General features: G+C 68.7%; 12 protein-coding genes. 8 read left to right on the top strand and 4 right to left on the bottom strand.

What is annotated here, in order from left to right:
* The first annotated feature begins 127 nt into the window (after positions 1–127).
* Together WAF18_RS10060 and queA are read left to right on the top strand one after the other, a co-directional pair.
* A complete protein-coding gene (locus WAF18_RS10060; RefSeq protein ID WP_183426275.1) occupies positions 128–559 on the top strand; it encodes an Lrp/AsnC family transcriptional regulator in 432 nt (143 codons plus the stop codon).
* Positions 560–1044: 485 nt separating this feature from the next.
* Complete coding sequence (queA, locus tag WAF18_RS10055; protein WP_337244967.1) at positions 1045–2097, top strand: tRNA preQ1(34) S-adenosylmethionine ribosyltransferase-isomerase QueA; 1053 nt, start codon at positions 1045–1047, stop codon at positions 2095–2097.
* 52 nt (positions 2098–2149) lie between these two features.
* Here queA and WAF18_RS10050 read toward each other — a convergent pair whose 3' ends face one another.
* On the bottom strand, positions 2150–3157 hold the full coding sequence (locus tag WAF18_RS10050) for a lysozyme inhibitor LprI family protein (protein WP_337244966.1): 1008 nt from the start codon (positions 3155–3157) through the stop codon (positions 2150–2152).
* A 42-nt stretch (positions 3158–3199) separates the two neighbouring features.
* Here WAF18_RS10050 and tgt point away from each other — a divergent pair, with 42 nt between their 5' ends.
* The 4 genes from tgt to secF all read left to right on the top strand — a co-directional run bounded on the left by tgt (position 3200) and on the right by secF (position 7725).
* Complete coding sequence (tgt, locus tag WAF18_RS10045; protein WP_337244965.1) at positions 3200–4336, top strand: tRNA guanosine(34) transglycosylase Tgt; 1137 nt, start codon at positions 3200–3202, stop codon at positions 4334–4336.
* A gap of 117 nt (positions 4337–4453) precedes the next feature.
* Positions 4454–4792: a preprotein translocase subunit YajC gene (gene yajC, locus WAF18_RS10040; RefSeq protein ID WP_183426274.1), complete on the top strand. Its 339-nt coding sequence runs from the start codon at positions 4454–4456 to the stop codon at positions 4790–4792.
* A 71-nt stretch (positions 4793–4863) separates the two neighbouring features.
* Positions 4864–6747 carry a protein translocase subunit SecD gene (gene secD, locus WAF18_RS10035; protein WP_337244964.1) on the top strand — a complete coding sequence of 628 codons (1884 nt, stop codon included), beginning with the start codon at positions 4864–4866 and terminating at the stop codon, positions 6745–6747.
* Positions 6748–6762: 15 nt separating this feature from the next.
* Positions 6763–7725 (top strand): protein translocase subunit SecF, encoded by a 963-nt coding sequence (gene secF, locus WAF18_RS10030; RefSeq protein ID WP_337244963.1) that lies wholly within the window; start codon positions 6763–6765, stop codon positions 7723–7725.
* A gap of 184 nt (positions 7726–7909) precedes the next feature.
* On the opposite strand, the gene WAF18_RS10025 is transcribed toward secF, so the two are convergent.
* The gene (locus WAF18_RS10025) at positions 7910–8740 is read right to left on the bottom strand and encodes an inositol monophosphatase family protein (RefSeq protein WP_337244962.1); all 831 of its coding nucleotides are present in this window, start codon (positions 8738–8740) and stop codon (positions 7910–7912) included.
* Between the two features lie 86 nt (positions 8741–8826).
* On the opposite strand from WAF18_RS10025, the gene WAF18_RS10020 reads away from it, so the two are divergent.
* Positions 8827–9618, top strand: coding sequence for an RNA methyltransferase (locus WAF18_RS10020; protein ID WP_337244961.1), 792 nt, complete (start codon positions 8827–8829; stop codon positions 9616–9618).
* 18 nt (positions 9619–9636) lie between these two features.
* Here the strand turns inward: WAF18_RS10020 and WAF18_RS10015 are convergent, their stop codons facing one another.
* Positions 9637–10275, bottom strand: a complete 639-nt coding sequence (locus WAF18_RS10015) for an exopolysaccharide biosynthesis protein (protein WP_241945681.1) — start codon at positions 10273–10275, stop codon at positions 9637–9639.
* Entirely contained in the window at positions 10265–11572 is a 1308-nt protein-coding gene (locus WAF18_RS10010) for a hemolysin family protein (RefSeq protein WP_337244960.1), read from the bottom strand. Before WAF18_RS10010 ends, WAF18_RS10015 begins: the two co-directional genes overlap by 11 nt.
* Before the next feature lie 249 nt (positions 11573–11821).
* Here WAF18_RS10010 and WAF18_RS10005 point away from each other — a divergent pair, with 249 nt between their 5' ends.
* Positions 11822–12448, top strand: a complete 627-nt coding sequence (locus WAF18_RS10005; RefSeq protein WP_183426139.1) for a DUF47 family protein — start codon at positions 11822–11824, stop codon at positions 12446–12448.
* Positions 12449–12456: the final 8 nt, after the last annotated feature.

Raw genomic sequence — 12456 nt, 5'->3', positions numbered from 1 at the left:
CGATGGGCGAGACCGGCTCCCCAGCCGGTACGTCCTTTCTATTATCTGGACGATTCCGTCGACCGGTAGCGACGGATCGCCGAATCGTTGCTAGGATTTCGGCAGATCGCCGAATCCTTGCGTGAAAATGTCCAGTGAGCCCGCCGACGTCCGACTGCTGATGCTGTTGCGCGAGAACGCACGGCTGTCCACCGCCGAGATCGCGCGCCGGCTCGGGCTGTCGCGCACCACGGTGCAGAGCCGCATCGAGCGACTCGAGCGCGATGGCGTCATCAGTGGCTACACGGTGCGCGTCCGCGACGATTTCGAGCAGGGACACATCCGTGCGCAGATCATGATCAGCGTCCGGCCCCGGCAGATGACGCCGGTGGTGACCGCGCTGCGTGCGATCGATGCGGTGCGCACGCTGCATTCGGTCAGCGGCCCCTACGATCTGATTGCGCTCGGCGTGGTGCCGACCGTCGCCGACATGGACGTGCTGACCGACCGGATTGGCTGCTTGGAGGGCGTCGAGCGCACGACCTCGTCGATCATTCTGTCGACCAAGTTCGAAAGGTAAAAGTCGTCCGCCCTTGGGCGGAAGGCGCCCTCGTCTCGCGTGCGTTCACGGGGCAGGGACCATCGGCGGCGCCGATGGTGGGGTGGGGGGCTGTGACCGGGCGATGCGCATGCGATCGGAAGGTGACCGGGACGGCCCGTGCCCCCACCCGGCGCCTGTTGGCGCCGACCTCCCCCGCAGGCGGGGGAGGTGAGTTGGTCTCGGCCTGTTCAGCACGCTGGCGGTCCGACCTCCTCGGTGCGCGCGCGGGGATTCGGCAAGCGGATGTCGTTAAGGTGTGCGTTAGACCCCGAGTGCGCGGGGAGCTGAGCCCGCGCGGCACAGCGTTTGGCCCCTTCCCCCGCCTGCGGGGGAAGGTTGGGATGGGGGCGTCTCGTGCCAGCCTGTGCTCCCAGTCGACCTATCGGGCGGTGAGCCGATGGCAGGGCGCTGACCTGGCCTCGCCGCGACCTACAATGGCCGCCCCTTCCGATGGCCGGCGCCTCTTGAAGAAGTCCGATTTCCATTTCGACCTGCCGGACGCGCTGATCGCGCAGGCGCCGCTGGCCGAACGTTCGGCCAGTCGGCTGCTGGTCGTGCCGCCTGCTGACGGCGCATTCGACGACCGTCATGTGCGTGACCTGCCCGAGTTGCTGCAGCCGGGCGATCTGCTGGTGTTCAACGACACCCGGGTGATCCCGGCGCGGCTGTTCGGGCACAAGGACAGCGGCGGACGCGTGGAGATCCTGATCGAGCGGTTGTTGCCCGGCAACGAGGCGCGCGCGCAGATCGGGGCCAGCAAGGCGCCCAAGGCGGGCGGGCGGATCGCACTCGACGGTGGTGGCAGCGCCGAGGTGCTGTCGCGCGACGAGGGCTTCTACCACCTGCGCTTCGAGGTCGGCGACGCGCTCGAGTCCTGGCTGCTGAAGGTCGGGCGCATGCCGCTGCCGCCCTATATCCGGCGCGAGCCGGGGCAGGACGACGCCGAGCGCTACCAGACCGTGTTCGCGCGCGAGGTCGGGGCGGTCGCGGCGCCGACCGCCGGTCTGCATTTCGACGACGCGCTGCTCGAACGGCTGTGCGCGCGTGGCGTGGACGTTGGCCACGTGACCCTGCACGTGGGCGCCGGCACGTTCCAGCCGATGCGCGTGGACGACATCCGCGAGCATCGCATGCACAGCGAATGGCTCAATGTCGGCGCCGAGCTGGTCGCGCAGATCCGGCGCACCCGTGAGGCCGGTGGCCGCGTGATCGCGGTCGGCACGACGGTCGTGCGTGCGCTCGAAAGCGCGAGCGTGGACGGCGAACTGCATCCGTTCGCGGGCGAGACGCGGATCTTCATCTTCCCCGGCTACCGCATCCGCAGCGTCGATGCGATGGTGACCAACTTCCACTTGCCTGAGTCGACGCTGCTGATGCTGGTCTCGGCTTTCGCCGGTCGCGATCGCATCCTCGCCGCCTATGCGCATGCGGTCGCGCAGCGCTACCGGTTCTTCTCCTACGGCGATGCGATGCTGCTGTGGAGCGCGGAGGCACCTGCGCAGGCAGCGGCTGGCTGAGCGGACGGGCCGGGCGCGGACGATCGCATACCGGCAGGACACGTGTGACGGCTCAGGGGCTGTCGAGGATCGCCTCCAGATCGCCGGTGCGCCGGTCGGTCAGCCAGGCGCGCCAGGCATCGCCTTCGACATCCGGCCACCGTGTGAGGGCGAACGCGACAAAGGCGTCGCGGTAGCGCAGCCACGCACGCTGGGTATCGCGTACGCCGTCGGCATCGATCGTGCCCAGCAAGGCGGTGTCATGCGGCGATGCGCCTGCCTGCAGGCGCGCGCGGACGTCGCGATAGACCGCATTGAGCGTGGCGTCGAGCGGCGCCAGCGACGCGCTGCTCTGCTCGGGCCGGGCGCCGCGCTCGAACTGCTGGACATCCTCGAGGAGCTGGGTTTCCTGGCGTTCGCGCGCGCCGACCAGGAATACGTTGCGCGCGGTGCCGCTGAGGTCGATCTCGTAGGTACTGATCTTCTCGAAGTAGGTATCGGCCGCGTCGCGGAGCCGGCGCCAGGCGGCGCGCTGGTCGGGCGTCCAGTCGGCCTGCAGCGTCTGCCAGGCCTTCGCACGCCCGTGCGCGGCGAAGTGCGCGTCGCGGCCCGCGCACAGGCCGCTCATGTGGCCGCTGGTGATGTCGTCGCAGAGGTCGATACGCGCGGCCTGCGGGTCCGCCTCGATGCGCGCCAGGTGGTCGAGGCGAAACCGCACTTCGGCCGGCGCGCCGCCGTACTCGCAGGCGAAACGGCGCGCCAGCGGCAGGTCGCGTGCGACGCCCTCGCCGTTGGCATAGAGCATCATCAGCACACCGCTGCCACCGAACGGGACCGTGGGGTCGCGGTCGCGCTCCTGATACGCGCAGTGCCGTGCGGCGATCGGGTCGCCGCCGGTGCCGTCGGCCCCGTAGTACAGCGCCATCGTGTCGCAGGCCTGCGCGGCTGCGCCCGCGTCGGCCGCCGGCACCGGCACGGCCTGCCACGGCGCGCACAGGGTGTCGGGGTCGGTGCGGCCGGCGGCCTGCAGGGCCAGCGGCGCGGCCAGCAGAAGCGGCAGGAGCAGATTGCAGCGCGTCATGGCGTCAGGGTCGAGAGCGGACGGACCGGTCATACTAGCGGGATGTCCAGAATGTCCTTCCAGCTGCTCGGCAGCGACGGCGCGGCCCGGCGTGGCCGCATCGCCTTTCCCCGCGGCACCATCGAAACGCCCGCGTTCATGCCGGTGGGCACTTACGGAACGGTCAAGGGCGTGCTGCCGCATCAGATCCGTGCGCTGGGCGCGCAGATCATCCTGGGCAACACCTTTCATCTGTATCTGCGCCCGGGCCTGGAGGTCATCGAGGCGCACGGCGGCCTGCATGGCTTCGCGCGCTGGGACGGGCCGATCCTGACCGACTCGGGCGGGTTCCAGGTGTTCTCGCTGGCGCACAAGCGCAAGATCACCGAAGAGGGGGTCACGTTCTCGGCGCCGACCGACGGTTCGCGGGTGTTTTTGGGGCCCGAGGAGAGCATGCGCATCCAGCAGACGCTCGACTCGGACATCGTGATGATCTTCGACGAGTGCCCGCCGGTGCAGGTCGACGGCAAGCCGGTCGACCCGCGCGTGGTCGAGCGCTCGATGGAACTGTCGCTGCGCTGGGCGGCGCGCTCCAAGCGCGCACACGAGGGCAACGACGCCGCGCTGTTCGGCATCGTCCAGGGCGGCGTGCACCACGACCTGCGCACCCGATCGGCCGAAGGCCTCCAGGCCATCGGCTTCGACGGCTATGCGATCGGCGGGCTGGCGGTCGGCGAGACCGAGGCCGAGCGCAACGCGATGCTCGATCACACCTGCCCGCAGCTGCCGGGCGACCGCCCGCGCTACCTGATGGGGGTGGGGCGCCCGGAGGATCTGGTGGAGGCGGTCGCCCGCGGCGTCGACATGTTCGACTGCGTGATGCCGACCCGCAACGCTCGTAACGGGCATTTCTTCACCTCCACCGGCACGATCCGCATCCGCAACGCGAAGTTCGAGAAGGACCTGCGCCCGATCGAGGAAGGCTGCGGCTGCGAAGCCTGCGCCGGCGGCTACACCCGCGCGTATCTGCGCCACCTGGACCGCTGTGGGGAGATGCTGGGGCCGATGCTGGGCACGCTGCACAACCTCTGGTACTACCAGCGCCTGATGGCGGCCATGCGTGCGGCGATCGAGGCGGGAACCTTCGCCGCGTTCCGGGAGTCCTTCTATCGCGCCCGGACCGGGAATCCGGACGCCTGAGTCGGGCCTGGCGGCCCGGATCGCCCGATTTTCACACCCCATCCACGCCCCGGCCTGCGCCCCCGGCCGGCCGTGGCATAATCGCCTGCTGCCTTTTCGACCCTGATGGATGCCCAGATGAATCTGCTGGACCTGCTGATCGCCCCCGCCCACGCCGCCGCCGGTGCGCCCGCCGCGCCGAGCATGCTGTCGACGCTGGCTTTCCCGATCATCCTGATCGCGATCATGTACTTCCTGATGATCCGCCCGCAGATGAAGCGGACCAAGGAACACCGCGCGATGCTCGACAAGCTGTCGGTCGGCGACGAGGTGATCACCAATGGCGGCATCGCCGGCGTCGTGCGCGCGATCGGCGAGAGCTTCATCACCGTCGAGATCGCCGAGCGCGTCGAGATCCGGGTCCAGAAGGGCGCGGTCGGCAACGTGCTGCCCAAGGGCACCCTGAAGTCGGCCTGATTTCCTGATTCTGCCGGGGCCCGCCCCGGCAACTCTCCCGGCGCCGCCTGCGCGGCGCCCGAGGCAAGCCAATGCTCGAATTCCCGCGCTGGAAATACGTCCTGATCCTGCTGGTGCTGGTGCTGGCCGCGCTGTACGCGCTGCCCAACGCCTACCAGAAGAATCCGTCGATACAGATCACCCCGAGCACCAGCGAGGCGCGCATCGACGATGCGCTGCGTCAGCAGGTGGACGGCCTGCTCAAGGACGCCGGCGTGACGCCGGTCGGCACCGAGGTCGACGACAGCCACCTGCTGGTGCGCCTGCACGATGCCGATGCACAGACCGCGGCCGCCGACACGCTGCGTCCGGCGCTGGGCGAGAATTACTCGGTCGCACTGAACCTGGCGTCGACCGTGCCCGACTGGCTGTCGCGCTTCGGCGCCCGGCCGATGTCGCTGGGTCTGGACCTGCAGGGCGGCGTGCATTTCGTGATGCAGGTCGACCAGGCCGCCGCGCTGCAGAAGCGCGTCGACGGCTACGCTGACGGCATCCGCACCGTGCTGCGCGACAACCGCATCGGCTATTCGAGTGTCGAGCGCCGGGCCGACAACAGCATCGGCGTGGTGCTCAACGAGGGTGCCAACGTCGATCAGGCGCGCCAGCACATCGCCACCAGCCTGGCGAGTGCATCGGGGCAGGGTGTGGCCGGCAGCGGTCCGCAGATCGCCGTCGACGGCAACCGCATCACCGTGCGCCTGTCGCAGAGCGAGATCGCCCGTATCGCGACCGACGCGGTCGAGCAGAACCGCACCGTGATCTCCAACCGCATCAACTCGATCGGCGTCGCCGAGCCGGTGCTGCAGCGCCAGGGCGAAGATCGCCTGGTCATCCAGCTGCCCGGCCTGCAGGACACCGCCGAGGCCAAGCGCCTGATCGGCGCGACCGCGACGCTGGAGTTCCGCGCGGTGACCGGCGACGAGAATCAGGCCGCCGCTGCGGTGGCCTCGGGCAGCATCCCGGCCGACTCGCGCGTGTACTACGACGAGAACAACCGTCCGCTGTTGCTCTCCCGGCGCATCCTCGTCTCGGGCGACCAGCTGATCAACGCCAATCCGCAGACCGACCAGCAGACCGGCATGCCGTCGGTCGGGATCACGCTCAACAGCGCGGGCGGCAAGCGCATGCTCGACCACACGCTGGAGAACGTCGGCCAGCGCCTGGGCATCGTCTACGTTGAGCGCATTCCGACGGTGCGCGTGGTCAATGGCGAGGAAGTGCGTTCGGCCAGGACCGTCGAGCGCGTGATCAGCTCCTCGACGATCCGCGGCGTGTTCGGACGCGAGTTCCAGACCACCGGTCTGAGCCGCGACGAGGCCAACGACCTCGCTCGCCAACTCAAGGCCGGCGCACTGGCCGCACCGATGGACTTTGTCGAAGAGCGCGTGGTGGGCCCGAGCCTGGGCGCGGAGAACGTCGAGCGCGGCGTCACCGCCGTGTTGTACGCGTTCCTGTTTACGCTGCTGTTCTTCATGCTCTATTACCGCATGTTCGGCGTGGTCACCTGTCTGGCGCTGATGCTGAACCTGCTGATCGTGGTCGCGGTGATGTCGCTGTTCGGCGCCACGATGTCGCTGCCCGGCTTCGCCGGTCTGGCGTTGTCGATCGGTCTGTCGGTGGACGCCAACGTGCTGATCAACGAGCGCATCCGAGAGGAGCTCAGGGCCGGGATGCCGCCCAAGGCGGCGATCGTGACCGGCTACGAGAAGGCGTCGGACACGATCTTCGACTCCAACCTGACCGGCATCATCGCGGGCATCGCGCTGTATGCCTTCGGCACCGGCCCGCTGCAGGGCTTTGCGGTCACGCTGGTGATCGGCATCGTCGCCTCGATGTTCACCGCGATCGTCGTCTCGCGCGCGCTGGTCACGCTGATCTATGCGCCGCGCAAGAAACTCAAGTCCCTGGCGATCTGACGGGAGAGACCGAACATGAAAATTTTCCCGTTGACCCTCATTCCCAGCGATACCCGCATCGATTTCATGCGGCTGCGGCATGTCTGGGTCTCGTTGTTCGCCCTGCTGTTCGTGGCCTCGATCGCGGTGATCGGCCTGAAGGGCTTCAACTTCGCGCTCGACTTCACCGGTGGTACCGCGGTGAACGTGCGCTTCGAACAGCCGGTGAGTGTCGATGACGTGCGCGAGCGGCTCGAGACCGCCGGCATCGCCAACGCTCAGGTGCAGACCTTCGGCAGCGGCAACGATCTGTTGATCCGGGTGCGCGGCGACGAGCAGGCGAACGTGGACGGCAACACGCAGCTGGCGCAGCAGGTGCTGGCGGCGGCCTCGAGCGATGGCAACCCTGGCCGGATCCTGAGCACCGAAGCGATCGGGTCGCAGGTCTCGGGCGACCTGCGCAAGAACGCGATCTACGCGGCGATCTTCGTGCTGGTGGGCTTCCTGCTCTACATCAGCGTGCGCTTCGAGTGGAAGTTCGCGGTGGTGGCCAGCGTGACCACGCTGTTCGACGTGCTGGTGGTCGCTGCGCTGTTTTCACTGACCGGCCGCGAGTTCGATCTGACCGTGCTCGCAGGTCTGCTGTCGGTCATGGGCTTTTCGATCAACGACACGATCGTGGTGTTCGACCGCGTGCGCGAGAACTTCCGCGGCGTTAGGGCCGAGCCGCTGGAGATCTTCAACCGCTCGATCAACCAGACGCTCTCGCGCACGATCATCACCTCGCTGGTGTTCTTCCTGTCGGTGCTGGCGCTGTTCCTCTATGGCGGCGGTTCGCTCGAAGGCCTGGCGCTGACGCAGATGATGGGCGCGGTCGTCGGCACCTTGTCGTCGATCTTCATCGCCTGTCCGCTGCTGACCTACGGCGTACTGCGCGTCACCAAGCAGGACCTGTTGCCCAAGGCCAAGGACGAGGCGGCCCTGGCACGCCGTCCGTAAGGCGGCGGCCGGGTCAAAACCGGGGTCAGAGTGCAATTCGCCTGGCGAAATTGCACTCTGACCCCGGTTTTTGACCCCGGTTCTTGTCCGGGCCGGGACGAAGAAAAAGCCACGCAATGCGTGGCTTTTTCTGTTTCCGGGGGCTGGGATCCGCGTCTGCGGATCCTGCGACTGGCCCGATGGGTCAGTCGAATTCCTTTGCGTATCCCGACGACACCAGCACCTGCTGCAGGGGCTCGATCAGGCGGACGTTGGCGGCAAGGATCGGGCGGCCGCCGGCAAAGGCGACATTGAGCGGCCCGGTGGCGCGGCCCTTGAAGTCGCTGACGCGACCACCGGCCTCACGGACCAGCAGCACGCCGGCCGCGATGTCCCAGGGGTGCACGCCGGCCTCGAAGTAGGCGTCGCAGCGACCGGCGGCGACGTAGGCCAGGTCCAGTGCGGCCGAGCCGGCACGGCGGACGTCTTCGGCGGACTCGAGCAGGGCGTCGACCGCGCGCAGCTGCGCACCGGCACGCTTGCGCTCGCGCGGGGCGAAGCCGGTGGCGATCATCGCGCCCGACAGCTCCTTGCGGTCGGCGACGCGGATGCGGCGTTCGTTGAGCTGGGCGCCGGCGCCGCGCGTGGCGGTGAACAGTTCGTTGCGCAGCGGATCGAAGATCACGCCGTGCAGCGGCTCGCCGCCCTCGACCAGCGCGATCGACACGCACCAGTGGGGGAAGCCGCGCAGGTAGTTGCTGGTGCCGTCGAGCGGGTCGATGACCCAGGTGTAGCGGCTCGCGCCGCCGCGGCCGGGCTTGGCGCCGCCTTCCTCGCCGAGGATGGCGTAATCGGGATGTGCCCGGCGCAATTCCTTGACGATCGCCTCTTCGGCCAGGCCGTCGACTTCGCTGGCGTAGTCCAGTCGGGCCTTCTCGACGACGTTGAGCGCGTCGAGCTTGTGCATGTTGCGCAGCAGGACGTTGCCGCCGGCACGCGCCGCCTTGACCATGATGTTGACAGCAGGTTGAAGCATCGCGGACGACTCCGGGCGCGGGCGGGTTCGAGGGGAAAAAGAGCGGTGCCGGCGCTTGGCCGGTCGAGCAGTTTACCATTCGCGGCATGCAAGCGCCCCTCAATCCTGACTCTTCGCCCGACACGGTCGCTGCGCGTCTGCGCATCGTGCTCGTCGGCACCCAGCATCCCGGCAACATCGGCTCGGCCGCACGCGCGCTCAAGACGATGGGACTGCACCGTCTGGTGCTGGTCGCGCCGCAGAAGTTTCCGCATGCCGATGCCGAGGCGATGGCCGCCGGCGCCGACGACGTGCTGGCCTCGGCCGCGCGTTTCGACACCCTGGCCGAGGCGGTCGCCGATTGCCGGTTCGTGCTCGGCTGCACCGCACGCAGCCGGCGGGTGCAGTTGCGCGAGCTGCGCCCGCGAGACGCCGCGGCCGCGGCGCATGCGCAGGCACTGGACGGCGGCGAGGTGGCGCTGGTGTTCGGGCGCGAGCGCACCGGGCTCGAGAACTCGGAGCTGCAGCTGTGCCATGCCGCCGTGCACATCCCGGCCAATCCTGACTACAGCTCGCTGAACCTCGCGGCCGCGGTGCAGGTGCTCAGCTACGAGCTGCGGCTGGCGCTGCTGGGTGAGACAGCGGCTCCCTCGGCGGTCGCGCCGGTCTCCACCGACGCGGTGCCGCACGCCCAGCTCGAAGGGTTTTTCGCCCAACTGGCTGACACGCTCGAGGCGATCGACTTCCACAAGGGGCGGGCACCCGACTCTGCGATGCGCAAGCTGCGCCGGCTGTTCGTACGCACCGGACTCGATGAGAAGGAGGTCCGGCTGCTGCGTGGCATCCTGGCCGATGCCCAGCGCATGGCGCAGTTGGCCGGTGAGCGCCGCGAGCGCTGAGCCGCCGGCTGCGCCAGGCTAGGTGAGCCGTGAGAGCCAGTCCGTTGCCGCGGCCGCCAGCGCGCCGCTGAGCACACCGAACACCCCGATCGCCAGCAGGCCGGCGGCCCAGGCGACCAGCAGCAGGGCGCCGTCGCGCTCGAGCAGCGCCAGTGCGTAGGCCAGCAGCAGCACGGCGAAGACATAGTTGGTGAACGGGATCGGCAGCGCCAGCAGGATCCCCAGCAGCACCAGCAACAGGCCGGTGAACATGGTGGCTGCGCGATGGTCGAGGACGCCCGGCAGGCGCGGGCGGCTGACCCGCTCCAGACGCCGGAACCAGGGCTCGAGCACGGTCTCGAAGCGCTTCACGGCGCTGCGGTGCGGGCCGCGTTCGGCGATGAACCCGGGCAGCCACGGCTTGCGCAACCCGATCAGCAACTGCAGCCCGACGAAGATCACCAGCGGGCCACCGACCGCCCCGCCGACGCCGGGGATCGGGATGAACGCCGGCAGCGTGGCGACGAACAGCATCATGCCGAACACGCGCTTGTCCAGGCCGGCCAGCAGGTCGCGGAAGCGCAACTGGTCGCCAGGATCGCCCGCCGCCATCGCCGCGAGCAGTTCCCGGGTCGAAGCTTCCTCACGCGAACGCAGCTCCGGCCGATCAGGCCGCATCGTCGGCCTCATGCTCGGGCAGCCGCTGCAGCAGCAGCTTGTCCACGCGCGGCCCGTCCAGATCGACGATCTCCACGCGCCAGCCGTTGGCGTCGAAATGCTCGCCGACGTTGGGAATGCGTCCGAACTGGGCGATGGTCATGCCGGCGGCAGTGTGGAAGATGTGCTCGTCCTCGCCCGGCAGCTCGCCTCCGCCGAGCAGTTCGCGGACCGCTTCGACCGACAGGCTGCCGTCGACCAGCAGCGAGCCGTCGTCGCGCGTGACCACCAGCGGTGAGGCGTCCACACCGCTGCTCTGGGTGCGCCCGATCACCGCTTCCATGACATCGTTGATGGTGACCATGCCGGTGATGTCGCCGTACTCGTCGACCACCAGCGCCAGCGACTGCTGGTTCTCGCGCAGGATCTCCAGCAGCTTCATCGCCGGCGTCGACTCGGACACGAACAGCGGCTCGCGCAGGTACTTGAACAGGTCGAAGGCCCCGGCATCGAGCCGGTCGATCAATGACTTGATCTCCAGGATCCCGACCACGTCGGCGTCGTTGCCGCGCAGCACCGGGTAGCGCGAATAGGGTGTGTCGCGCATCCGCGCCAGGTTCTCTTCGAAGCTGGCCGACACATCGAGCCAGGCGATGCGGGTGCGCGGCGTCATCAGCGTCTCGGCATCGCGGTCGCCCAGCGTGAGTACGCGGTTGACCATGTTGCGCTCGTCGGCGTCGATCACGCCCTGCTCGTGGCTCTCGCTCACCAGCATGCGGATCTCTTCTTCGGTCACCTGGGCCGCTTCGGTGTCGTTGAGCCGCAGCAGCCGCAACAGGCCGCGGACCGAAGCGCTGAGCAGCCACACCGCCGGGGTCGCGATGCGCGAGAGCCAATGCATCGGCAGCGCGACCACGCTGGCCACGCGCTCGGGTGCCAGCAGCGCCAGCCGCTTGGGCAGCAGTTCGCCCAGCACGATGGTCAGGAAGGTGATGAGGCCAACAGCGAGCACCGTGCCGGCGGTGGTCGCATAGGCGCCCAGCGCCGGCAGCCTGGACGCCAGCCAACTGCCGATGGCGCTGCCCAGCGCGTCGCCACCGAGCATGCCGGTGAGCACGCCGATCAGCGTGATGCCGACCTGGACGGTCGACAGGAAGCGCTCGGGATGCTGGGCAAGCTCCAGGGCCGTGCGTGCGCCGCGCCGCTCGGCCATCTGCTTCAGGCGCGGCTTGCGGGACGTCACGACCGACATTTCCGACAGCGCGAAGAACGCGTTGCAGGCAATCAGCGCCAGGACGATGAGGATCAGCTCAAGCATCGACGGCGCCCGGGTTCAGGCCAAGGCCGGAGGTGAAGGCCGGCAGGCGAGGGCATCGGCGGGCGGAGGGCGGTCTAGGGTCGTCGTCCATGGGGGGCGGGCAGCGCAGAAGGGCGCGGGCCGGACTATAGCAGGTGCCCGCGTGAGGACCCCGGGCACGTCCGGGGTGGTCGCAGGCGTCATGGAGCCGTCATAATTCGCCCTTGCGCAAGCGCCCGGCCCCGCGGGTGCGCGGACAAAGGCGTCGGCATGTTCTCCCTGCAAACCATCTTCGGCCAAGGCAACCAGTTCTACACCCTGCTCGAGGAGGCGGCGGTCGCCGCGCACGACAGCGCCATCGCGTTGCACGCGATGCTCAAGGAAGCCGATCGGCAACCCGCGCTCGACGCCTTCAAGCTGGCGCGCATGCGCGAGCGCGAGGCCTCCGACAAGATCAGCCAGGCCCTGGTCGACAGCTTCATCACCCCGATCGAGCGCGAGGACATCGAGGCGCTGGGGTCGGCGTTGTACAAGATTCCCAAGCAGATCGAGAAGTTCGCCGATCGCTACTCGCTGGCCACCCAGCACCTGGAGCACATCGACTTCGCGCCGCGCGCGGCGATGCTCGAACAGGCCTCTGCGGTGGTGGTGAAGATGGTCAAGACCCTGCGCAGCATGAAGCTCGAGCCGATGAAGGCGCTCAACGACGAGCTGCGCGCGCTGGAGAACGAGGCCGACCGGCTGATGCTCGAGCTTTACCGCGATATCTATTCGGGCAAGCTCGATCCGCTGCAGATGTTCCTGCTCAAGGAGTTCTTCGAGATCCTCGAGAAGGCCATCGACCGCTGCCGCGAGGCTGGGGTCGTGGCCTACGAGATCGTGCTCAAGAACTCCTGACGGGCCGC

It is taken from the genome of Luteimonas sp. gir (assembly GCF_037198055.1).
Taxonomy (GTDB): domain Bacteria; phylum Pseudomonadota; class Gammaproteobacteria; order Xanthomonadales; family Xanthomonadaceae; genus Luteimonas; species Luteimonas citri_A.
The sequence above is the reverse complement of the archived record's forward strand: the minus strand, read 5'-3'. Positions and strand labels throughout refer to the sequence as shown.